This is a genomic window from Stieleria neptunia (assembly GCF_007754155.1).
GTDB classification, from domain to species: domain Bacteria; phylum Planctomycetota; class Planctomycetia; order Pirellulales; family Pirellulaceae; genus Stieleria; species Stieleria neptunia.
In genome coordinates this window covers 8,523,651-8,547,418 of sequence record NZ_CP037423.1, presented here as the reverse complement: position 1 = coordinate 8,547,418, position 23,768 = coordinate 8,523,651, and the positions used below count along the sequence as shown (strand labels likewise).

Below are 23,768 nucleotides of genomic sequence, written 5' to 3'. Positions count from 1 at the left end.
CTGCGCCGTGAACGATTTTTTAGCGGCAGGGCGCGAGCCCTCCGGTGTTTTTGCAACGTTGTGGAACCGGAGGGCTCGCGCCCTGCCGCTAACACCTTGTAAAACACAGGAAAGAAATCGTTCACGGCGTAGAGCAGAGCCTGGGAACGAGACCGGTACGTCACACGGTGCGTGACGGATGGCAAGCTGGAAGCTTACCCCACGTCGCGCATGCCAATGGGGGATGACCTTGGACGGGGGCAAACCCACTTTCCGGCCGCGTCGCGGCGCTCACCTCCGGCTGACTGGCTGCTATCCCTCCGAGATCCTCAAACCCCAGCAAAATTCGGGTCTTAGGCGGGAAATGCGTATGAAATAGCTAGAAACGTCGAGTGAAAGGTGGGCTCTTTCCAACCCGTGAGCAACGTTTTGGCTTCTGACGTTCCATCGAGACCCGCCGTGATGACCGTTTTTATCGCAATCACCATCGTTTGGATCATTGTCACGCTGGTCGGTCATCTGTCATGGCTGGCCGTCGCGGCACTGTTCCACGCGATCGCAGGCGGCGACGATGCGGCGAGGAACGTTATCGATCGCGACGAGGATGTCCAGGCTGCAAACCGCGTGATCAGCCGGATGGCTGCGGCGCTGCTGATCAGTCCCGCCGAAGCGCAGAAACTCCGCACCAAGATCGACCAGCTCGGTCACGCCCCCTGGCAGAGCACTGCCCAACCGACCACATCCCATTCAGGGCCCGCATCCGATCCAGGGCTTGAGCGCCCAACCGCGGTCGTCGAAGCCACGCCCGACGACAACGTGGTCGGCGCTGCAGCCTCTGACGCCGCCGCGATTTACTCTCCGACGGCTTCGTCCGCCGATGCGATTGCGGCACACACCGAAGGCCACGGTGCGGCTGAACGCCAACCGACACTCGACGATTTTCTGGCGCCGCGTCCGACTGCCGCCGCCGCCACGCCGGTCGGCGAACCCTCCACTGCGACCGACCGACCGGTTTCATCAACGCCGACGATGCTGTCGCCACGTGCGTCGCTCGGCCAATCGCTTGCCGAATTCTTGGCGGCCCACAACATTCGATGGGGAGAGTTGATCGCGGGATTGCTGATCGTCGTCTGTTCGATCGGGCTGGTGATGAGTCTGTGGACCACGATCACGCAAATGCACCGCGTGATCCCTTCGTTGATCTTTTTGACCGGCAACACCGCGATCTTTGGCGCGGGGTTGTACACGCTGTTTCGCTGGCGGTTGCAGGATACCAGCCGGGCGACGCTTGTGATCGCGATGCTGTTGGTGCCCTTGGGCATCTTGACGGGACTGTCGACCGGAGGGATCGATGATGCGTCGGTGATGCTCAATGATCCGATCACCGTGTTGTCGATTCTGGGCGCCGCCGCAATCTACATCACGTTGATTTGGCAATCCAGTCGCGCGCTGGTCGGTTCGTCCGCGGCGCCGGCGATGACGTTGGGCGTCGCCGGTCCGGCCGCGGTGCTGCCGTTCGTTCCCGCTGCGGTACGTGTGTGGGACGTATCGGCCGGATTCGTCGCGTACGCGGGATCGTTTGCCGTCGCGGCCGCGATCACCTGGTTGATTCCGCGAAACGTGCACGGGAGACTGAAAGGCAATACGTCGTGGCGCCGCGCGCTGGTGATCGGCGTCTCCGCGTTCACCCTGGCGGTGCTTGCCGGATACGTCGCTTTCATGTTGCGGAGCTTTGATACCGGTTGGTTGGGGCTGGCCGTGTCGACGCTTCCCGGCCTGGTGTTGTTGGCGGCGGCAGCGGGATCGCTTGCGGGTGATCGTCGACGGCCGAAGCTGGCGCTCGGCGGAACGGTGATGGCGTCACTGGGGCTGTTGGCCGGCGGCACGTTGCTGATTCCGATGATGACGTCACCGGGCTGGCTTTGGACCTGGGCGGTTTCGTTTTCCGCCGCCGCTGTGTTGGCGGCGTTTGTTCTGCGAGCACCTCATTGGACGGTGATCGCAACGGCGCCCGTCTCGATGGCGTTCCTGCTCAGTTCGCCGGCCTGGGCCAATGATCTCGCCTGGTCCCAGTTTCCGGTCTGGAAGCGATTGATCGGTGGCGAACCGATGCTGGCGTCGTTGGGCATCGGTTTGGTCACGATCGGGATCGCGTTGCTGCTGCGTTCGGCAGATCAGCGCAAGGCGATGACTTTTACCGCGGCCGCCTGGCTGGCCTACGCAACCGCGAATGCCGCCTTGTTGACGGTCGCTCCGACGAGTTGGATGGGGGCGATTCCCAGCTGGGTGTTGCCCGTGCTGCTGGGGACGGCCGCCGTTGCCCTGGTCGTCGCTGCTGCTCGGATCACGTTGCCGGCCGATGCAAAGCTGGTCGCGGGAATCGGTACGGCGGTGATGTTTGCGTTCTGGTTGTCGGTGCTGAAACCGCTGGTCATCGGACAAGCGTTTCCGGGCTGGATACCCGCGATGTGGACGCTGCTGGCAACCGCGGTTGCGGGCATCGTGGCCGCCGAGATCTTGTGGAAACAAAACGCGTTGGCGCAGGCGTTTCGGGCGACGGCATCCGGGTTCCTGCTCGGTGCCGCGGCGGTTTCGATTCTGTTAGTGTTTGACGTGACGGAAGTTGACGCCGTTCACGATGCGAACACGCTCAAAGCGATCGCGGTGTCGTTTTCCTGTGTGCTCGCCTGGCTGTGGATCGGGCTGACCGATCGCAACACGTTGCATCTTTATTTTGCCCGTTGCTACCTGGTCGTAACAGCCGTCATGGTGGGGCACTATGGGTTCGATGATTCGTTGTTGACCGTAGCGGCGTGGCGCAGCGGCGAAGCGTTCTGGGCATGGTCGGGACTCGGTTGGTTGGTGGTCGCCGCGATCTCCGGCAGGGACGCCCTGATCGGAGCATTCCAAAACGTCGCGGAGGGATCACGGAGTTCATCTTTCGTCGCTCGCTTCAGTTGGTACAACTCGGCCGAACAGCCTTGGGACGTTCTGACTCGGGGGCTGGTGATTCAAACGTCAACGGTGTTGTTGGGGGTGGGGGCCGCACTGTCATTCGGATCACTGGTGGTCACCGTCGGTACGGGAACGGCCACGAGCCTGTTCAACGGATTGACACTGCCGATCGCGGTGCTCTTGGCCGGTGGGCTGGTGTTGCATTGGGGCGCCCGCGGCGAAGCGGTGTTCTTCGGCCAGCGATCGGTTTTTCCCTGTTTGCATTTGGCCAGTGGATTCGGTTGGATCGGCTGGCAGGTCGGGATTCGAATGTTGGTCGACCCGTCGGAACAACTCGTTTTGGCGACGTCCTTGGCGGCGGCGGGATGTTTTGCCATCGACTTGTTGCGACGTGAATCAGCATCCGGCGATCACGTGATGGTGTTGGGCGGTTCGACCGGCGGTGGTGTGTTGACCGCCATCGGATTGGCGTTCATCGCCGTGTCGTCGGGTTGCCTGTTGACCAGTGGTTGGGTGCCGATGGTGCAGCAAGGTATTCGGCCGGATCGGTTTGTCACGCTATCGGTTGCGGCCTGGTGGGCGACCGGCGCGATCATGTCCGGATGGCTCGGCCATCGTGATCGCTCCAGCGTGTTGGCCATTGTCTCGGCCTTGCTGGTTCCAGCGGTGGTGATTCTGTTGATGCCGTTGTGGGTGCCGGCCCAGTGGTGGGTCTGGATTCAATCCGCGGCGATCGCCAGTGGCGTGTATGCGGTCACGTTGCGATTTGTGCCATCGCGTTTACGATCCGAACCGGATCAACCGATGTTGCCACGGGCGATCGATGTGTCGCTCGTCGGCTGTGCCGCCGTCGCGTTGTCGACTGCCATCGGTTTGATCACGGGGGTCGTGTTGCGAGACGATTCGTGGATGCAGTTGCATCATCCGACGGGATGGGTGCTATCGACGATGGCGGCCTGCTGCATGCTGTTTTGGAATCGTCTTGTCGGTCCGGCACTGCGTTTGGCCGGTCCGATCTCATGGCCGATCTCGCTCAGTTTGATGTCGGGCCACATCGCGATGTGGCTGTCGCAACTCGCCGTGCCATCGATATTGCCGCATCAATGGTTACCGATGGTTTGGACGGCAGTGGCGGCGGTCTCGATTTTCGAAGTTTGTCGAGTGGCATTTGTGCGGGATTCATCCGTTCGTCTGGACCGGTGGCACGCGGGAATCTTGATCGTTGGGGCGACGCTGTTGTGTTTGTTCGACGGTTCGGTGACGCGAGATGCCACGGTCGGTTTGATCGCCAGTGTCGCCGCTGGCATTCTGGTCACGACACGGGCCGTGTTGGCTGATGGAGAGATTGGACGCGGGCGGTCGATCACGAAACGATCGACGGTGATCACTCGGTTGTTCAGTTGGTATGCGATCGCGAGCGGCTTGGTGTTTGTGTTCCAACTCGTCGAAGCGAATTCTCGATCGGAGTTTGTGCTTTGGACGATGCTGTTGACCTGGATCGCGGCCTGGGCGTTGGTCTGGCGTCTGGCCTGTCCCGACCGGGATTCGGACGAACCGGACGCGCGCCGGCGCCGTGCGATGTTGCCCGACAGCGAGACCGCGGTGCTGGTGCTGGCGGCGTTGTCATTGGAGTTGCTGGCCGTGACGATGTCAGCGGTCGACTTCGCCCCGCTGGCGGTTGTGGACGACCCCTTGCTGTGGCTGCGACTGGGGATCGGACTGGCCGTCGCGCTGTCGGTCAGTTGTCGGCCCGGACGGCCCTCGGCCGGCGAGACGGCGGTCGCGACTGTTCTCGTTTCGGCGACGCTGCTGGGCATCAGGATCGGGGTCGACCGGTTGGCCCGCAGCGAAACCTTGGTCACCGTGATGTGTTTGATCGCACCGATGACGCTGGCAGCGATCGTGTTTTCCGCCGCGGGGATTTGCCGGGCGATGAATCGGGTCGGTGCCTGGTGGACTGGCTTGATTGCCGATGGGAAGTTGTCCGCATCGATTTCGATTCAGCGGTTTGCCCGAGTGTTGACGCATGTCGCGGTGGGCACGGTGATCTTGGTCGTCGCGCTGACGAGTTACTTGTTGTTCGAATACAACTCCAGCACCCTGGTCCCGGTTGCGATCTGCGGCGTCGCCTTGTTGGCCGCTTCGCTGGGGGAATTGGCCGAGCGGACGGGGCGCGAGATCGTTCGGCATCTGGCGATGTTTGTTGCATTGACGTCGATCGCGATGTGGGCCAGTGTGAACGTGGGCGACGATCCCCATCCGATGGTTTCGCTCTCCACACGCTGGTTCGTGGGTTGGGTGTTTGTTGCGATCGGATTGTCGTTCGGCGTGCCAAAGTTGCTCGGCGCCCAGATCTTGGAACGATGGAAGAACGCGGTTCGAAGCGGATTTGCTTTGGCGATTTCGCTGGCGATGGGATCGCTGGTCGCGACGTTGGTCCAAGAAGGCGTCGTTCGTGTTGCCGGTCAATCCGACCAGTTGGTCAAGCCGCTGATGTTAGGAATGGCGGCGACGCTGGCACTGTTGAGCGTGATGTCGACGTTGGCGGGGATTTTGAGCGGATCGGGGTCTTCCTACCGCGACGCCTGGAAACTAACGGATCGGCAACGTGCCGGCTTGGTCGTGGCGGCGCAGGTGTTTGGCGGATTGACGTGGTTTCACCTGTTCCTGTGCAAGAGTCCGTTGGCGAATCTGGGGCTGCGGGCGTATTGGCCGTATGTGGTGATGACGTTGGCGTTTGCCAGCGTGGGAATCACCGAATGGGCGCGTCGTCGTGGCGATGACGTGCTGGAAAAAACGCTCAAACAAACCGCTTTGTTCTTGCCCCTGGTTCCCGTGATCGGGTTCTGGTTAAGCGGATCGTGGGTGTCGTCGCTGTTCGGCGAATCCGACGGCAGTCGATGGACCTACATCCAGGGCCGCGTGTCCTATCAAGGTTTGTTGATCGCGGCGGCCCTCTACTATGGCGTCGTGTCGTTCCTGTGGAAGAGCGGCCGGGCGCGACTGGTGTCGATCATGATCGGGAACGTGGCGTTGTGGGTGATCTTGGTGCAAACGCCGAATTGGGACTTCCTTTCGCATCCCCAGGCCTGGTTGATCCCGCCGGCGGTCTGTGTGTTGGTCGCGACCCATTTTCAACGCGAGTCGTTGGGGGCAAAGACCGCGGCCGCGATCCGTTATGCGGCGACGTTGACGATCTATGTGACCAGCACGGCGGACATGTTGGTTCAAGGGGTCGGTTCGACGATTTGGGGACCGATCGTCTTGATCGTGCTGGCACTGCTGGGGGCCGCCGCCGGTGTGGCACTGCGTGTCAAACCGTTCCTGTACTTGGGGACGACGTTTGTGTTGATCGGCGTGACCAGCATGGTTTGGCATGCCCAACAACAAATCGGTGCGGTTTGGCCGTGGTGGGTCTTCGGCATCAGCAGCGGCGTGATGTTGATGATCGGCTTGATGGCGATCGAAAAGAACAAACCCAAGCTGCGCCGCATCGCGACGGCGATGCAGCAGTGGGACGCCTAATCGATGAGCGATCCCGATTCGGCGGCGACGAGCGCTTCGTATTGGGCGATCCGTTCTTCGTCGCCCAGACGCCTCAGGTTTTCCGCCAACAGCACGTTGTCGGCGACCCGCAGAAACCGATCGTACTTGACGTTTTGCTTGGTCGGGTCCGGCTTGGGCGTGTCGGCCAGTTCACGATACCGTTTGTAATCACGATGCTTCTCGACCGCCGCGACAAACTCCGCGGCACGTGACGTCATCAATTCAACCGAAACGGGATTGAGGACATTGGCCAGTTCCGGCCACCTGCGTTTCAAATCGCCGGCGATCTTGCGTCGCAACTGTGCCGATGAAGATTCGGGGGCACGGCGTCGGGAACGTCCGCGGCGGCGTCCGTCCTCGAGTGCCTTCCAGGCGTCGACCAACCGATCGTTCCCGGTCAGGTTCAGTTGTTCGGAAAGGCCGTCGAGAATCGCCGCTTGGGTCGTTGTGGCCAGGCTGAGTACCAGGTCATACGATTCTTCGTTGGAGAGTAACTTGGAATCCCCGTCCGCGAATGTGCTGTACTGGCTCAGGAATTCCCCCGATGTTTTGATCGGCAGATCGATCGTGTCGGCGGTCAAGATCGTGTAGGCATGGGCTTCGTCAAACGAAACCACGCCATCGTGGTTGTAGTCCGGCGGATCGATCGGATCACCGGTTCGCGACCGGCCGGACAGTGCGGCCCAAAAATAGGTGCTGTATTCGACATAGCTTGCCTCGTCGACTTCCGGTGTGCAACCCGCTGCGGGACGATCATGGACGGTCGCAAAGAACGCACAGCGGCGCTGTGGAGAGAGTCCCCGATCGGGTTCTCCCGCGTTGTAGATCAGTTTGGCAAAGCCGCCGGAATGACATTGAACCATAACAGCCACCACGTCCACTCCGACCGCAAGCCCATCGAGCAGGCTGACGAATTCCCGCATCTTGATCGAAGAATTGTTCCACGTTGCGATCGTCGTGTTGTACGGGTCGTTCGAATCGGCACTCTTGTTGCCGTGGGCGGTGACGAACAGCAGCAGCCGATCGCCGGCGGTCATCGTGACGCCGACTTCGTCGAACCATTTGCGAATGTTTTCAGGTCGCGTACTGCCGCGGACCTCCGGGATGCGATGATTACGATACGACAATCCCAGCGAGGATCGACTGCCAAAAAATTCCGCCATCAATCGATTCGCTTTGGGGATCGATCGCGGATCCATCACCTGCACGTCGGGGCCGTCCGCGCTGCCGTCGGAGAAAAACACGTCGTTGTGCGTCTGATCCAGATTCGTTTCGTCCAACACCCGTTGAAAGAACAACACGTTGTTTTCCAGCGACGCTTGATTGCCCGACGGGGAGTATCCGCCGCCGATCGTTAGAAAGTAGTCGGCGGACCGCGCCAATGGTGGAGTCAGCAGTGTCAGCGCGAGCGTAAAACAAGCCAACGGAATCGCTTGAGTAGAAATTCGTCGCATCGCTCCGCCGTTTGGTGCATCGGTGAGGTTTCGAATCGGTTCATGACGGAAATCGCCAGACCGTCTTCATTGTAACCGCAATCGGTTGATGGAATTCGATTCAGCGGTCAGGTGCCGTTCCCCGACGCCGGATCCGCTTCACGGTTGAGCGGAACAAGCTGGATGGCGTTGAACATGGAATACGAACTGCCGTCCCGATGGCTGATGAACTTGATTTCGTTTCCCCGCCAAACGTCGAAGTCGAACGTCACGTATTGAACGCCTTCGGTCATCGGTTGCGAGCGGTAGCCGTGGGTGCCGTCATTTGCCGTCGCTTTTTTGCCTAGGCTTTCGCCGGCGACGTGCAATTCGATGTTGGCGTTCTGGTCGGGAGCGTCTCCGTGTGCGTAGACGTACGCCCGATAGCGTCCCGGTTCGAGATCCAGGATCGTTACCTCCAAATCCTTGCAGCGGCAATTGTCGTAGATGTAACCGTGGAAGATTCCCGATTGCCCGGCAATCCCCCAAGCTCCATCGTGTCGCGTGACTCGCAAACGCGCGGTGCTGCCACGAGTGTCACTCAAACGCATGAAATCTTTGGCCGTTGTCCCCACGCTGACGAAGTTCCAGACGTCTCCCCGCGCCCCGACGACACCATCGTAATGGTCGGCACCGGGATCATGGGCGAAGCCGATATTCAGCATGCCTGTCGGTCGCGACTGGGCCGTCGCGCCGGTGCTGCTGGCCAGCGATGCGATGATCGCAAGTCCAGCGTGTAACATGATGAAGCGTGGTTGGAAGGGAAACAACATTGCAACAACCTGTTGAGTATAGCGTCACGAGATGAAGGTCCGATCAACGATCCATGTCCCGACTCCTGTTTAAACTGCTTCCTTGATAACAAAGTGCATTCGGTCTGGCAGGGACGAAAGCTTCAAGATCAGAAAGCTTTTACATTTTGGCTCTGGCCCAACTCGTGATCGCAACCGGCGACAGCCCGCGAGCCGTCCGGTTTCCGTTGGAAAGACCGGAGGGCTCGCGCCCTGCCGCTAACAAATGCTTCTCAGCGTTGCCCGCCAGGATTTTTTCAGTGTCGTTTCAGCTTGATTCCCGAGAGGACGGGCGAGCCTTGCTTGGCGATGAATTTCAATTGCACTTCGTTGCGTATTTCTACGTCACGGAGCACCAGCGTGGACGTGACATGGTCCGCACCATCGATCGTCACGTTTTCGGCGACGCGTTTGTTTTGCAGGTGGACGTCAAAGACGCGAACACCTTGCTCGCCCGTGACGGGGGCCGCGAAGACGAGTTCGACGTCGTAGCGTTTCAATTCGGGTTCTTCCTCGCCTTCGCCGGGCGCATCGTTTTTGTCTCTCAGCGTCAGTGCCAAGCGAAGTTCCGTGATGCCCTCGGCTCCCGAAGCCGCGACCCAGGGCCGATCGGCGGCGGCGGCGGTGGACGAGTGACGCGAGAAATAGCGGGTTTCTGGATTGGTCGTCACGGACAGCGGCGGTGAATCGCCGGCGACGACGGGGTGTTCCAACCACAGCATGCCGTCTTCGTCACGGCGATCGCCGGGGGCGCCAAAGTTGATCGCCAGATTGCGAATCATTTCGCCCGACGGGGTGTCCGAGGCGCCGTTGTGCACACTCCAGGTTTCGATTGCCGGCATGTGAACGAGCGCCAATGACGTTTGATTTTGATACGCGCAGCTGCACGTGCGGGTGTAGTCGGGGGCATTCAAGACCCCGTTAGCGACGACCAGATTGGCCGTGCAACCCGATTTGAAACCGCCCAGATTTCCCGTGCCCGAATGGGTCAGCAAATCATAAAAGCCCGCGGCACCGGAGCGGAACGTCAGCAGATTCTCGCTGGCGATGATGCTGTTGCACCCGTAGGCACGGGTGATTTTCCACGGTTGCAATTGACCGGTCAGCGGATTTTCGACCAGCTTGGGTTGACCGGTTTGCAGAAAGAAGGCACCCGCGGATTCGGAGTAGGAGTTGGCGTTGGTGATGATCAAGTCGTTGTGCAAGATGCATGGTCCGGAGTACTTCAACGACGGGTCGCTCCATTTCACCGATCCGTCGTCGCCATGGTAGACCGCCATGCCCGCGGCGACTTCGTCGGCCAACCGGTCGCTGGCCTTGGCACCGGCCTGGAGCAGCAGGTCATGCTGCTCGGAATAACCGAGCCAGCTGCCGAAGATGTTGTCGTTGATTTCCCAGGTTTGCTCTCCGGTCTGAAAATCAATGGCCACGATGCGGTAGGTGTCGCTGCGTGATTGACCGCGACGCAGCAATGCGTCTTCGATTTGTTTGGGCGTGCGGTCCAGGCAATAAACTTTGCCGCCGCCGGCGACGATCCCGTTGTGCCAAAAACTGTGGCGGGCGTCGACTTTCCAAAGTTGTTTGCCACTGTGGCGATCAAAGCCGACCAGCGCGACACTGGCGGCACGATCAAAACTTTTGGATCCGAAACCGGCTTTGTTGGATTTCAGTTTCTTGTCGGAATCGAACGACAGATTGTTGCGTTGGCGGTACATCGCGAATCCGAGGCCGCCGATCAGCACGTCTTGGTAAACCCCCAGATAGCCCCATTGCTCTTGTTCGCCCGTCGCTGACATCGGAAGCTGGAAATCGTTGATCAACTCCCCCGTTGCCGGATCGAGCGCGTGGCAGACACTTCCTTCGACGATGTAGACCCGGTCTTCGGTGACGACGTAATTGGTGCCGCGAGCGTTCGCGCCGGGGATATGTACCTGGTTGTACTTCGGGTCCAGCGGCAGGTTCTCGTAGGTCTGGTCGTAGTAGACGTCAAAGGTGCCCAAGTCGGCGAAGTCGCGTTTCCAAAGCACGCGTCCGGTGTAGACGTCTCGGGCGCTCAGCGAGTTCATCCCTTGAATGAACAACCGGCCGCCGACCACTTGTTCCGGTGGGCCATGCCCGTGACGCGGCAGCACGTCCATGTTGCTGCTGCCCCCGAACCACAGCACACCCAACGGCAGCTTGACCCGGGAGTCATTGGATTTGACGGTGTTGGCGATGTCGCCGTATTGGTGGGTCCAATCGGCCGATCCGGGCAGGGCGCCGACGCGTCGCACGATCACGCCGTGTTCGCCGGTCGTGACGACGGCTTGTTCCAAATGCATCGCAACGACACGCCGTGCGATCGCATCTCGGTTGTCACGACCGAGCAGATGCATGACGCCGCCGTAGGGACGCACACATTGATAAATGGATTCGATTTCGGCTTCGTCCAGTTGCTCCGCATCCGCGACGAACACCATATTGGCGACGTAATTGGGCGGTTGGAACGAAAGGGGGTCGCTGTGGTGGATCGTGACGCGGCCATAACGGTCATCGGCGTCCAGACGCCGACGCGTCGGATCGATCGCGGTGGAATCCGAATCGACGATTGCCAGTTGCACAAAGGGCGACTCGGCCGCGAGGGCCAGCGCGGTGGGGTGGTCGCAGCGGCCGAACCAGAACGCGTATCCGGACGCATCGCCGGTGGCCAGCAACTCGCCGGCGGTTTGCCGCGCCGAGCCGGAATCGTCTATCGCGGTCCTGCGCGGCAAATCCAGTTTTGCCCGCTGCGGGTAGGTGTCGTTGTTGCTGCGGCGGCCATAGCACAGCAGGTGGCCGTCGATCGAAACGGCAAACAGTTTGCCATCGGCGACGATCAATCGCTCGATCGGTTTGTCGATCGGAATCGATTTGACGATCCTTGCGGGGCGGTTCTCGTCCGGCAATTGAATCACGCTGATCTGATTCGCCCCCGCGGCGACCAGTTGGTGGCCGGCCAAAATTAGATCGCCGCTGCCATCGGCGTTGATTTCCCAATCGAGTTTTTGATCGGCTCGGTAGGCACGGACAACGTTCTGTCTGTCTTTGGATTCCGCCGAATAGACCCTGCCGTGGTGCAGCACCGGTTCGTTAGGCATGAACGCGGTTTTGACGCCGTCGTCCAGCTTGAAGGCCCGTGTTCCTTTCTGCCGCGTGTGAACATAGAAGTGTTGGTCGTCGGCGGCGACGAAGGAACCACCGGTTCCTTTTCCACCGGCGTTCAATTCGAAGTAACGCATTTCGCCGTTGCGGCGTTCGAACACGGCCGGGACGGAGCGACCGCCCGGCACGATCAACAGCGACTCGGTTGCGACCAAGGCGCCTTGCGGTGCAACCCCGGCGAAGGACGGGGCGCTGTGCGGCTGTTTGATGTACTGGGAACCGGTGCGATCGTTGACCCAGCGGACTTCGCCCGTCTGTGCATCGAGTGCATAGAGGAAGGTGCCCATGAAGGGCCAAATGCTGGCGGCAAAGTACACGGTGTCGTCCCGCACGACCGGACCACCGCGGGCCGGCCAGGCCGAGGTCAGTCGCCGATTGCCGATCGCGTGTTGTGAATTCGGCGCGGCGTTGAATTTCCATTGCAATTTTCCGTCCGCGGCGTCAACGCAGTACAAGCAGCCGTCGTCGCTGGTGAAGTAGACGTGCCCCCGCGATCCCACCGGCGGCATGCGGACCGGGGCTTCGGTGTAAAACGTCCAAAGCTGTTGGCCGGTGTCGGTGTCCATCGCCACGACTTTGTCGCGGTCATTGAATCCCACGATCAGGCGACCGTCGATGACGATCGGTTCAAAGACCCGGTCATACGTCATCAAGTCCAGATTCAGCGGATCGTCCCAGGCCTGAGTTCGCGCAGAGAACGGTTTCTGCCACACCAGGCTCAATTCGCTGTCCAACTCGTTCGGACTGGCGGCCGAGCGGGTGGCGTCGTATCGCCACATCGGCCAGTCGTCGGCGGCCACCACCGACGCGGTCAGGATGCTGAGAAGGGCAAGGTGGGCGACGTAGTTCGCGAACCTGCGAGCGATCATGCGAATTCCAGGTGGGGTGAGTGGTGGGCACGCCATGGTCATGACGCTGGCTCTGGGTGTGCGTCCGTTGCCCCGGCATTCACACAGGGCTGGGGCGGAGAACGAAGGGAGGAAGGAGGGTTGGGGGGAGGGAATCGGAGACAGTGGGACGGGCGCCATTCTCTTGCCTGTCTCGTCTTCCCACCACCGATCTGCGGCATCTTACTACGCATCGACTTGGCAATCAGCGCGAAACCCTAAGAATGAGGGCAGCAGCGTTCCGAAATGGATCCCTTTTGACACGACAAGCGAACCCTCAGATGCATTTTTTCAGGTTAATTTTGTTCAGTGCCGTGTGTCTCACTTGGTGGCCGGTGCCGCTGCAGGCCCAGTCCAGCAACCAATCGGGCGGCGATTCTTCCACGCCGGCGGTCCGCATCGGCGATCCGCAAATCCCGATCGATCAATTGGAGATCATGGTCAAACCGATGACCAAGTCGGAACTTGAGCGTGAAGCGGACGCGTGGTTTGCTCTGCTGCGTGCCAAGGGAGGGCAAATCGCCAGGGCTCGTTTGGGGGTCAAACAGGTGATCAGCGACTTGGAAACCACGGCTGCGGAAGAGGCTGCCGACGAAGCGGCCGAAGCCGGTGCGGTTGACGTTGCTGCCGTAGCGGCCGGCACCAGCGAGGTGGAGATGGTGGAGGCCAAGCAGGGCTTGTTGGAAGATGTCAATGTGCTTCAGGAGGAGCGGACGGCTTTGAGCGACCGCTTGGAAGTCGTCTTGAATTCTCTTGAACGCAAGGGGGGCGAGGCCGAGGAGTATCGCATTTACATCGCCGCGGTCTCGGGAATCGAACTGGATACGTCCGATGTGCAAACCGCGTGGTCCGGATTTGTGGGCTGGTTGATGTCACGGGAGGGAGGTCAGCGTTGGGCTTGGAATCTGGCCAAGTTTGTTGCCATCTTGGTGATCACGTCCATCATCGCGCGGATCATCGCCAAAATCGTCAACTGGTTGCTCGATCGGAAAGTCAGACTCTCTCAGCTGGCCGAACGGATGATTTCCAATTCGATCAAGAACGTGGTGTTTGTGGTCGGTTTCGCCGTCGCGCTGACGGCCTTGGAGATCGACATCACGCCGATCGTGGCGGCGATCGGGGCGACCGGTTTGGTCATCGGTCTGGCCTTGCAAGGGACACTCAGTAACTTTGCCAGTGGATTGATGATCCTGGTCAATCGACCCTTCGATATCGGCAACGTGGTCACCGCCGGCGGTATCACGGGGACCGTCGACAAGATGAATCTGATTTCCACGACGTTTCGGACGTTCGACAATCAAACGATCCATGTGCCCAATAACTCGATCTGGAACAACGTCATCACCAACATCACGGCCAACGAGAACCGACGCGTCGACATGGAGTTTGGAATCGGCTACGGCGATGATTTCGAGCAAGCCGAACAGATCATTCTGGAGGTCGTCAAGTCGCACGAGTTGGTCTTAGAGGATCCCGCGCCGGTCGTCGTGACTCACGCGTTGGCGGATTCGTCGGTCAACATCGTCTGCCGACCCTGGGCCAAGACGAGCGATTGGTGGCAGGTCAAAACCGACGTCACGCGAGCGGTCAAACAACGCTTTGACGAAGCCGGCATCTCGATCCCGTTCCCCCAACGCGATATCTACGTGCATCAAGTCGGTGCGCCGGCGGAGAAGTCGTGAGAGCTGATCGGCCGGATGGTGCAATCAGAAACGGTTGAGTCAACGGTGAGCCGCTGGCCGTAAGGCCTCGGGCGGGCGCCGAAGTGCCCGGCCGCTTACGCGCCCGCGGCCCACTCAATCAACGGGGGTACGCATCGGGCCCGTTCCAAGCCGACATCATCGGATCCGGTTACATCGAATCGACGGCGCTAAGGAAATGACCCTCAGGCGAAATCTGGGTGGCAAGCTCGGGATACGCTCTCGTTTTCAATTGCGTGTAAACGGAATCATTGTCATCAACCAACGAATTCAAAAACGTCTGCCGCGTTGATTCAAAAACATCCTGAGTCCCGTCGGTGACCGACCAGCCGGACCTGATGAACATGTAGTAGCGAGCCAGTAATCGAAGGTTTTTCAATTGGGCTCGCGTCAGTTGACTATTCGAGACGTCAGAGCCTTGTTGATGGATTCGCGCAATCCATTTCAATCGTTTCGCGTCCTTTCCAAACCGAACGATGTCACGGCGCAACGTGTAGTTGACGCCGTCGGCTTCCTCGCGTCCCCAAATGTCGAACCGTTGGTCAGACCGATCAGGGCGAATCCGCTGTTTCAGCAAGGCACCGGTGATCTCTGTTGCAAGTCGAACGAAATCCGACGCCTGTTGTGCGGTCACCGAATCGGGGGACACTCGCACAATGGCTTGGAGTGCGATTCTTGCACCGCGCGGATCATCGGCGACACCGTCGTATCCGCTCTCGCCACCGTCGGCATAGTCCTTCAAGTGGACCACTAGCTGATCAGTCGTCAATCGAGACAGATCGTGATGGGCACGCTGGAGCGCGACGTCGACAAACCAATCGATGCCGGGGCCATCGGGCACCGACTGTTCGTATTCCCGCAACACATGCATGATTCGTTGGCTGCCGGCGAGTTCGGGTTGATCGGTCAGTTGCACCAGCGCGTTGGGAAGCATGCTCATCAGATGACGCGCCGTTTCGGCCTGATCTTCACGGGGGTTTTTGGCGGCATACTCGCTGACCGCGTCTTTCAGCGTCAGCCCAAAGCATCGCTGACGCAGTGCCACCAAGTCGTCGCCGGCGATCGGCGGCGCAACATACGGCCGGCTGCCGGAGATCGCGGCCCGGTAGAACGCGTCGTCGCTAGACAATTGCCACGACGCCGTTTCGCCGTCGACGGTCGCATCGACATGATGGAAGATCTCGTGATGAAACGTCAGCGCCAACTGTCCCTCGCTGTACAGCGCCGCGGCGATCGCGTCGGTGCCGTTGTAGACGCCAAAGTATCGGTAGCCCCCAAGCTGTTTGTCATAGGGTCGATTTCGGTCCGACGTTCTCTTCGACGCACAGGCGGCAAAGACCCCGACGGTCTTGAGACCGACTTCTTCCAGATACCTCGGCGGATACATCTTTGCTTCCTGCAGACAAATCGCCGCGGCGAGTGCCTTCCCGGACTCGTCGAGCGGTTTGAGCACGTCGTGGTAGCGTCCGGGAGGGAGTTCGTCGCGGTGAAAGACGAGGGTCGCGCCGGAGTACTCGTGGAACGTTTGCAGCAGAGTATCGAGCGTTGGTTCGCTCGCGATCGTCGACTGAAACGTCAGCAATGCAATCAGGATCACAAGAAAACAGCGTCGCATCATCGTTGTCTCGGCAGCCGGAATCCAACAGGTCACTTCAAGTTTCCAATGCATGCACCCTCAGTCCGCTGAAAATTATAGCCGATCTTTGATGCTCCAAACCGTGCATCAGGCAGCTGTTACGTCGACGTGCTGAATCGATTTGGACATTGCCGCTGGATTATTGGCCGCACACAGTCGATAAGTGTTATAGTGAATCGTGTCGTGATTTATGGCGAAGCGCGAAGTGCGGTTTGCACTGACTTCCCTCCGCGACCCAGGAAGATTGAGAGAGCTTTGGAAAAGTAGTTTCGGATAGTTGTTGTTACGGATGAGTTGGATTTTCGTTCCGGGCCGAGCTTTTTAAAGTTCTCTGTGATTGATCCTTTCGATTCTTCTGGCGCTCGCGGCTGGAAATATTTGGTGCCTCGCACCACCTTGCGTCCCCGATCCATCGATCGTGGGCCTCTCTTTTGACTCCTGTTTTGTTTCCGTGAACACGGAATCACCTCAAAAAGGAGTTCAATTATGAACATTTATGTTGGAAATCTAAGCTTTGACGCGACCGAAAATGACGTCGAAACCGCCTTCGGCGAGTACGGCGACGTGAAGTCGGTCAACGTGATCAAAGACCGCGACACCGGTCGTTCACGCGGATTCGGGTTTGTCGAAATGAGAGACCGTGAAGCCGGCCTGGAAGCGATCAGCGGAATCGACCAAAAATCGATCTGCGGCCGCGACGTGACGGTCAACGAAGCCAAACCGCGCGAAGAGCGTAGCAATGGCGGTGGCGGACGTTGGTAACGACCGCTGTAGGAAAATTGAACGCGATTTGAACGTCGCGTGGCATTCACGTTTTGGGCGCCGCTGGCGAAAGCCGCCGCCCACCACGTGTGCCGACCGCCTGATCACAACGGTGTGCATCGGCGGATTTCTTTTGTCAGCCCCGGTGCCGCCTTGGTGCACCGTCGCGACAACGAACGATCGCCGAGCCCGTCGTCCATCGACGCCTCCATCGCGACGTTTGACGGGCGTCTCCGATCGATCGCCCGCGACTTTTCCGTCATGGCTCGTGAGCCGGCGGATCTACCCGAACGAGAATCTTGGTCATGGCAAAATACCGCCACCGAACGTTTGAAATGTTTGAGTTCCACGACGAGGCCGCCGCCGCCCTGGCGCTTAAGCCGCGTGAACCGGTGCGTCCCCTGGGAAATCTGGATGGAGACCATCTGGAGAGCCTGAACATCACGGTGCTGGAGCAGATTCTCCATGTCCGTTTCGATCCCGACGTTTTGGGCGGCGAAGAAGAATCGGAGAGCCAATTGCGCGGCGACCTGACGCGGCTTGCCAAATGGCTGCAGAACGACAGCCGCGTGATCGTTGATTTTGAAGGGATCAGCCAATTCACTCCCGGGTCGATCGAAGCCCTGGAAACGTTTTATCAACGGCTGAAAGCCAAGGGCAGCCGACTGGTGCTCTGCAATCTGGACGCCGACGTGAAAGCCTCGTTTTATCCATCGCGTCTCCCACGCTGATGTCGATCCCGATCGAGTTGCCGGCGCGGCTGAGAAGGGTCTGCTAAAATCGGTTCTTGCTTTGAGTCCGATTTCCTTCGATTTGCTGTCCGTTATGGCAACTGGTACCCCATCCCAGGCGTTACTGTGTTTCAGGCTGCGAGATTTCTGGAATACTGCCGCGTGTCTTCTGCTCTGGTGCGTCTCGACACTCGGTGCCGCCGACGTCGTCGCCCAGGGACCCTCGATTCCCCAAGCACAGATCGTTCTGTTTACGCCGAGCGATGTTCAGCCGCCACCGCGGGCAGGCTATTTGGATCGGCTGAATCAATTCGGTTTATACGCCGAACAGTTTTTTCATGACGGGCTGACCGATTGGGGGTATTCGCCGGCTCGGAAGGAAATCTTTCATCGCGGTGACGACGGCAACCTCTCGGTGATTCACGTCAAAGGCGATCTGCCGGCCGCCGGTGGCGCCTACAAGAAGCAGTGGATCAGCCGGCAGGTGCACGACAAGCTGAAACGTGATCATGGCATCAAGATTGCCGGCAACCTGTATTGGATCTTTGTCTACGTTGGTGATCCGCCCGTCAGGCATGACAGCTATCGCGGTTCGGGGAACTCCAAAGACGGCGGCTGGGCCGTGCTGAACTACACCAACCTGCCGGGGAAAATTTCACCGCGCAGCCAAATGGTCACGCCGCTCAACGACAAGCTGACGCTGAAGGGGTGTATCCACGAGTTCGGTCATGGACTGGGCTTGCCGCACATCGGACCAAAAGTGGAACTGGGCAAGGGGAATACGTTGATGGGACCGGTCAATCGGATTTATCGATTTCACAAGATGCCCGACAGGACGAAGGCGTATCTGTCCGAAGCCAGCGCCGCAATTCTTTCCGCCCATCCAGTCTTTACCGGGGACCCGACGGCACGAAACAAGCTGCCCACGACGAGTTTCCGGCAAGTGACGGCGGACTACGATCGTAAGTCCCACGCGATCATCGTTCGCGGGAAACTGGAAATCGATTTCCCGGTTCACCGTGTCGTGGTGATCGATGATCGTGATGACAAAATTGGCGGCTACTGGGTCAAGGGCTTTGTCGCCCAAGTCGACTCGCAATCGCGTTTCTCACTCTCGATTCCCAATCCGGGTCGCAAGGGACAACTGAAGATCCTGGCCGTTTACAAAAATGGGGCCTTCACCGGTAACGGGACCAAACGCGGGATCGACAGCGCAACGCTCGTGCCCTATCGCTTTTAGCAACGCACGGAAACGAAGTGGGATAGGCTTCCAGCCTGTCGACGCTGGAATGACGAGCCTGGAAGCCTATCCCACTCGCTAGGTTGATTGGATCGGTCGATGGACGCGAGCCGAGTGCACCCGGCAGGTTGCAAGCTTGTCATCTCGCACGTTGTAGACGAAGTGTCTTGATCGTCGGTCGTGGAGCGGGTAGGTTGAGTTTCGAGCCGTCTGACTCTTGAATCAGAATTTTTCTATCCAGCCGGAGTTACGCATGCATCAAACACTATCGCCGTGGTTCGTGTCGGCCGGAGGTGTGGGGACTGGGCTGTGGGTCTTGGTCTTGGCGGTTTGCACGACTGGTCCTGTGAAAGCGGAAAATCCGAACAGCGATGCATCGGGGACCGAGGATCGCGTTGCCGATGCGCTGCAGATCACCACGGACGCGGCTCGCCAGTACGACTTTCAGGTCGCCGGGACGCCGCCGCGGAGCTTGCGATTGCATGACGAGTCAATTTTGAAATGGTCGAATCCGATTGCCGGAGAGGTCTACGGCAATGTGTTTCTGTGGACCGATCAAGGGCGTCCGCAGGTGATCGGGTCGATTTTTCAGTGGTACTCGCCGATGACGCACGGTTCTCACGAGTTTCATTCACTTGCGAGCGAGCCGCTCACGGGTGCGCGCGACGGGACCCTTGTTTGGAAGTCGCCGGGCGCGGGCATTCGCTGGCAACCGGTACCCGATTCAACCCCGCCGGCGGAATCAGCGGCGGTGCGTTTGCGGCAAGCTCGGGCGATTTCCCGCGCCGTGCAAATTGAAAAGACCGATCGGGCGGGCGTGTCGCGACGTTTGCGACTACTCGCCCAGCCCCTGTTCCGTTACAGCGATGCGAGTTCCAACGTTCGTGACGGCATGCTGTTTGTGTTCGTCCAAGGCACCGATCCGGAAGTGTTTTTGATGGTCGAGGCGATCGAGGCCAAAGCAAAACTGCAGTGGCAGTTTGCTCTCGTGCGAATGAACAGCGTGAAGTTTGTTGCGACCTATCGAGACCAGGAAGTCTGGCGGACTGAGATTTGGCCGTGGAACAAGGTCCGGAACAGGCGAGAAACGTACACCAGTCTCGGTCCCTTTGAACGTGAAACCGCCGGCAGGTGAGCGGACGCGGGAATACGAGGGGGCGCGGATCGACTTGGCGACGTCTGCGATCGGTTGTCGTTTCGTGCCGTTGTCGCCGCGCATGCGGAATTCGCATTCGGTATCGCCGTGCGTTAGATTGAAAGCGAGTCGCGGCTTTCTCTGGCTGCGAAAACTGCTGTTGCGAGACGGGTTTCGAACTCATTCCGGAGAAGAACGATGCAGTGCAACGATCGCCGTCGGTTTTTGGCCAAGGTTGGAAGCGGGATGTTGGTGGGCAGCCTGGGAGCGTCGCTCGCCGGGGACTTGGGGATCTCGTCGGCCTATGCGGAGGACCGCGATGACCGTCTGACCTTCGGCGACATGGAGCCGTTGGTCGCACTGATGCAGGAGACGCCGCTGAATCGATTGCAACGCGTGCTCCTTGATCGGATCAACGGGGGAACGGATTTGCCGACGTTGATTGCGGCGGGATCACTGGCCAATGCGCGCACGTTTGGCGGTCACGACTACGTCGGTTTTCATACCTTCATGGCGCTCTCACCGGCGCTTGAAATGTCGGCGGAGTTGGCTTCGGAACGACGTGCACTGCCGATTTTGAAAGTTCTGTATCGCAATACGGATCGGATTCAACAATTCGGAGGATCAAGCCGCGAAGTGCTCAAGCGTCTCGATGCAGTCAAGCACGAAGGGGCACGCGTTTCGGCAAAGGCATTGCAAGCGGCGACGCGGCAGGCGGACGTAGTGAACGCGGAGCGGATCATGGCATCGATCTCGGATCAGCCTGCCAAACAAATCTTCAACAAGGTCCAGTTCCCTGTCCAAGACGACGCAAACGTTCACCGCGTGGTGTTGGCGTGGCGGGCGTGGCTTGCAATTGATCTGCTTGGCCAGCAACATGCCGGCACACTACTGCGACAGTCGGTGCGATTCTGTTTGCAGGACTCAAAGAATCGTCTCGAAAAAGGGCGACCCGATCCTGAACTGTGGACATTGCTGCCGAAGTTACTCGACCAGTACAAGCTGCCTGGCAAAGCGATCGGAGCGCGTCAAGGAGACGACCAGTGGATCGACGAAATGGCGTGGACGTTGTTCCGAAGCGATCGTCGTCAGGCTGCCGATGCCGCCGCCCAAGCGCTGGCCGACGGATACGCGCCGGACCAGATTGGTGAAGCGATGTCGATCGCCGCCAACTTGCTGTTGCTGCACGACCCGGGGCGGTCCAACGATCAAGACGGCGACAAAGTCAAGGGCTCGGTGCACGGCGCATCGGTCGGAGTCCACGCGTCGGATGCCGCCAACGCATGGCGCAACATTGCCGCGGTCAGCAATCGTCGCAATACGGTCGCCAGTGTGATCGTCGGTGCCTACCACACCGCCGGTCAGAGCCCGCATGTTCGGCCCGATCGATGGCCGCTTGAGAACGACGCGGTGGAAGCGATCAATGATCCGTCAGAGCTTTTAAAAACGGCCGAGGCTGCGGTCCGCGACCGTGATCAGGCACTCGCGGCCGCTGCCACACAACGGTACGGAGAACTTGGCGGTTCCCCGCGGCCGATGTTCGATGTGCTGCTCTCCTTCGCAACCAGCCAAGACGGAGCGTTGCATGCGGAAAAGTATTATCGCACGGTGACCGAAGAGTTTGCGAAGACGCGACCGTCGATGCGGTGGCGTCACTTGGTGGGGTTGGCCAGGGTCTCAGCCAGCGAATACGGGACACCCGCACCGGGCTATCAGGAAGCTTGTGAACTGATGAATGTCGACGCCTGATGCTTTGTGGCCAGGGATTCAGCAAACGTTGGTGTATAGCCTTGAGGCGAGTTCGGGTCGCTGCCAAGCAGCGGCACTGGGCGGCTAAAGCCTGCACACCAACACTTACACCTGTGCCGCTTGGGCCTGACCCCAATTCAGCGACGCGTTGGTGTTGTCGCAATCCTACCAGTCGCAATGCGGCATTCCGAAGGCGTTGGCGACGGCCGCGTTGGTGATGGTGCGTTGGTGGACATTGACGGACTCTCGCAACGGGCCGGCGGCGTCGATCGCCCCCTGGCCGCCCAGTTCGGCCAATCGGATCACCCAGGGCGTCGTCGCGTTGCACAGGGCGAACGTGCTGGTGCGGCCCACGGCGCCGGGCATGTTGGCGACGCAGTAGTGGACGACGTCATCGACGATGAAGGTCGGGTTGCCGTGGGTCGTCGGGCGAGTGGTTTCGATGCAGCCGCCCTGATCGACGGCGACATCGATCACCACGCTTCCCGGTTTCATCAGTCGCAGGTCTTCCTTGCGCACCAGTTGCGGTGCTTTGGCGCCCGGGATCAGCACCGAACCGACGACCAGATCGGCCCGTTGGATTTGCTCCAGGATCGTGTGGCGATCGCTGTACAACGTGTTGACGTTGGCCGGCATGATGTCATCGAGATAACGCAACCGGTCCAGGTCGACATCCAGAATCGCGACGTCGGCTTGGAAGCCAGCCGCGATCTTTGCCGCGTTGGATCCGACGATCCCGCCGCCGAGAATCGTGATGTGTGCCGGCGGAACACCGGGCACTCCGCCGAGCAAAATCCCGCGGCCCATCTGGGGGCGTTCCAGGTACTTGGCACCTTGCTGAATACTCATCCGCCCGGCCACTTCGCTCATCGGCGTCAACAGCGGCAACCGCCCTTTCGCGTCACGCAAGGTTTCGTACGCGAAGCACGTCGCGCCGGAGTCGATCATCGCATCGGTCAACTCGCGGCTGGCGGCGAGGTGAAAGTAGGTGAACAGCAATTGGCCCGAGCGAATCAGTGCAAACTCTTCCGGTTGCGGTTCCTTGACTTTCACGATCAGGTCGGCCTGCTCGAACACGTCCGCACCCGACGCGGCCAATTCCGCTCCGGCCCGAAGGTAGTCTTCATCGGGCAGACCCGACCCGACTCCCGCAGACGATTCCACGATCACACGGTGACCGCGGGCTACCAGTTCTTCGACGCCGACCGGCAGCAGGGCGACACGGTATTCATCGGATTTCACTTCCTTGGGAACGCCAATAATCATCTATCGTCTCTGGAAAGAGTTGTCCATCACGCACGCCGCTACGAAAGGGGATCGCGGCAAGTAGTTTACACGACCCCAACCTCGTTCCCAGGCGGGAGCCTGGGAACAAGACCGCAGTGGGGTAAGCATCTTGCTTGCCACCCTCGACGGCTTCGCCGGCGACCTTTTGAGGCGGGAGCCTCCGAGGCAGTGTGTTCCCAGGCGGGAGCCTGGGAACAAGATCGCAGTGGGGTAAGCATCTTGCTTGCCACCCTCGACGGCTTCGCCGGCGACCTATTGCGGCGGGAGCCTCCATGGCAGTGTGTTCTCAGGCGGGAGCCTGGGAACAAGATCGCAGTGGGGTAAGCATCTTGCTTGCCACCCTCGACGGCTTCGCCGGCAACCTTTTGAGGCAGGAGCCTCCATGGCAGTGTGTTCCCAGGCGGGAGCCTGGGAACAAGACCGCAGTGGGGTAAGCATCTTGCTTGCCACCCTCGACGGCTTCGCCGGCGACCTATTGAGGCAGGAGCCTCCATGGCAGTGTGTTCTCAGGCGGGAGCCTGGGAACAAGATCGCAGTGGGGTAAGCATCTTGCTTGCCACCCTCGACGGCTTCGCCGGCGACCTTTTGAGGCAGGAGCCTCCGAGCCAGTGTGTTCCCAGGCGGGAGCCTGGGAACAAGATCGCAGTGGGGTAAGCATCTTGCTTGCCACCCTCGACGGCTTCGCCGGCGACCTTTTGAGGCAGGAGCCTCCATGGCA

The 23,768-nt window shown here is 59.8% G+C and carries 12 protein-coding genes; 7 read left to right on the top strand and 5 right to left on the bottom strand.

The genetic code is table 11. The annotated features are described in order from the left end of the window. Nucleotides 1-438: 438 nt before the first annotated feature. A complete protein-coding gene (locus tag Enr13x_RS29745) occupies nucleotides 439-6,459 on the top strand; it encodes a hypothetical protein (protein WP_145390465.1) in 6,021 nt (2,006 codons plus the stop codon). Here the strand turns inward: Enr13x_RS29745 and Enr13x_RS29740 are convergent. From Enr13x_RS29740 to Enr13x_RS29730, 3 genes are all read right to left on the bottom strand, one after another. Further along, nucleotides 6,456-7,934 (bottom strand): hypothetical protein, encoded by a 1,479-nt coding sequence (locus Enr13x_RS29740; RefSeq protein WP_231743854.1) that lies wholly within the window; start codon nucleotides 7,932-7,934, stop codon nucleotides 6,456-6,458. The genes Enr13x_RS29745 and Enr13x_RS29740 overlap by 4 nt on opposite strands. Nucleotides 7,935-8,041: 107 nt before the next feature. Further along, a complete protein-coding gene (locus Enr13x_RS29735; protein WP_145390464.1) occupies nucleotides 8,042-8,725 on the bottom strand; it encodes a hypothetical protein in 684 nt (227 codons plus the stop codon). Between the two features lie 275 nt (nucleotides 8,726-9,000). After that, on the bottom strand, nucleotides 9,001-12,792 hold the full coding sequence (locus Enr13x_RS29730) for a PQQ-binding-like beta-propeller repeat protein (RefSeq protein ID WP_197455452.1): 3,792 nt from the start codon (nucleotides 12,790-12,792) through the stop codon (nucleotides 9,001-9,003). Nucleotides 12,793-13,091: 299 nt separating this feature from the next. Here Enr13x_RS29730 and Enr13x_RS29725 point away from each other — a divergent pair, with 299 nt between their 5' ends. Further along, nucleotides 13,092-14,492, top strand: coding sequence for a mechanosensitive ion channel family protein (locus tag Enr13x_RS29725; RefSeq protein WP_145390462.1), 1,401 nt, complete (start codon nucleotides 13,092-13,094; stop codon nucleotides 14,490-14,492). Between the two features lie 169 nt (nucleotides 14,493-14,661). Here Enr13x_RS29725 and Enr13x_RS29720 read toward each other — a convergent pair whose 3' ends face one another. Continuing rightward, nucleotides 14,662-16,179 carry a hypothetical protein gene (locus Enr13x_RS29720; RefSeq protein ID WP_145390461.1) on the bottom strand — a complete coding sequence of 506 codons (1,518 nt, stop codon included), beginning with the start codon at nucleotides 16,177-16,179 and terminating at the stop codon, nucleotides 14,662-14,664. 453 nt (nucleotides 16,180-16,632) lie between these two features. On the opposite strand from Enr13x_RS29720, the gene Enr13x_RS29715 reads away from it, so the two are divergent. The 5 genes from Enr13x_RS29715 (at nucleotide 16,633) to Enr13x_RS29695 (ending at nucleotide 21,763) form a co-directional block, all read left to right on the top strand. Then, a complete protein-coding gene (locus Enr13x_RS29715; protein WP_145390460.1) occupies nucleotides 16,633-16,908 on the top strand; it encodes an RNA recognition motif domain-containing protein in 276 nt (91 codons plus the stop codon). Nucleotides 16,909-17,213: 305 nt separating this feature from the next. Continuing rightward, nucleotides 17,214-17,639: an STAS domain-containing protein gene (locus tag Enr13x_RS29710; protein ID WP_145390459.1), complete on the top strand. Its 426-nt coding sequence runs from the start codon at nucleotides 17,214-17,216 to the stop codon at nucleotides 17,637-17,639. Between the two features lie 94 nt (nucleotides 17,640-17,733). Continuing rightward, nucleotides 17,734-18,879, top strand: coding sequence for a hypothetical protein (locus Enr13x_RS29705; RefSeq protein WP_145390458.1), 1,146 nt, complete (start codon nucleotides 17,734-17,736; stop codon nucleotides 18,877-18,879). A 253-nt stretch (nucleotides 18,880-19,132) separates the two neighbouring features. Next, entirely contained in the window at nucleotides 19,133-20,014 is an 882-nt protein-coding gene (locus tag Enr13x_RS29700) for a hypothetical protein (protein WP_145390457.1), read from the top strand. 198 nt (nucleotides 20,015-20,212) lie between these two features. Continuing rightward, nucleotides 20,213-21,763: a hypothetical protein gene (locus tag Enr13x_RS29695; protein WP_145390456.1), complete on the top strand. Its 1,551-nt coding sequence runs from the start codon at nucleotides 20,213-20,215 to the stop codon at nucleotides 21,761-21,763. Between the two features lie 165 nt (nucleotides 21,764-21,928). Here the strand turns inward: Enr13x_RS29695 and ald are convergent, their stop codons facing one another. Beyond that, nucleotides 21,929-23,029, bottom strand: a complete 1,101-nt coding sequence (gene ald / locus Enr13x_RS29690; protein ID WP_145390455.1) for an alanine dehydrogenase — start codon at nucleotides 23,027-23,029, stop codon at nucleotides 21,929-21,931. Nucleotides 23,030-23,768 lie beyond the last annotated feature (739 nt).

Excerpts from the sequence above, each read along its gene's own strand:
- Enr13x_RS29740 (WP_231743854.1), bottom strand. The coding sequence starts at position 7,934 with ATGCGACGAATTTCTACTCAAGCGATTCCGTTGGCTTGTTTTACGCTC.
- Enr13x_RS29735 (WP_145390464.1), bottom strand. The coding sequence starts at position 8,725 with ATGTTGTTTCCCTTCCAACCACGCTTCATCATGTTACACGCTGGACTT.
- Enr13x_RS29730 (WP_197455452.1), bottom strand. The coding sequence starts at position 12,792 with ATGATCGCTCGCAGGTTCGCGAACTACGTCGCCCACCTTGCCCTTCTC.
- Enr13x_RS29725 (WP_145390462.1), top strand. The coding sequence starts at position 13,092 with ATGCATTTTTTCAGGTTAATTTTGTTCAGTGCCGTGTGTCTCACTTGG.
- Enr13x_RS29720 (WP_145390461.1), bottom strand. The coding sequence starts at position 16,179 with ATGCATTGGAAACTTGAAGTGACCTGTTGGATTCCGGCTGCCGAGACA.
- Enr13x_RS29715 (WP_145390460.1), top strand. The coding sequence starts at position 16,633 with ATGAACATTTATGTTGGAAATCTAAGCTTTGACGCGACCGAAAATGAC.
- Enr13x_RS29710 (WP_145390459.1), top strand. The coding sequence starts at position 17,214 with ATGGCAAAATACCGCCACCGAACGTTTGAAATGTTTGAGTTCCACGAC.
- Enr13x_RS29705 (WP_145390458.1), top strand. The coding sequence starts at position 17,734 with ATGGCAACTGGTACCCCATCCCAGGCGTTACTGTGTTTCAGGCTGCGA.
- Enr13x_RS29700 (WP_145390457.1), top strand. The coding sequence starts at position 19,133 with ATGCATCAAACACTATCGCCGTGGTTCGTGTCGGCCGGAGGTGTGGGG.
- Enr13x_RS29695 (WP_145390456.1), top strand. The coding sequence starts at position 20,213 with ATGCAGTGCAACGATCGCCGTCGGTTTTTGGCCAAGGTTGGAAGCGGG.
- ald (WP_145390455.1), bottom strand. The coding sequence starts at position 23,029 with ATGATTATTGGCGTTCCCAAGGAAGTGAAATCCGATGAATACCGTGTC.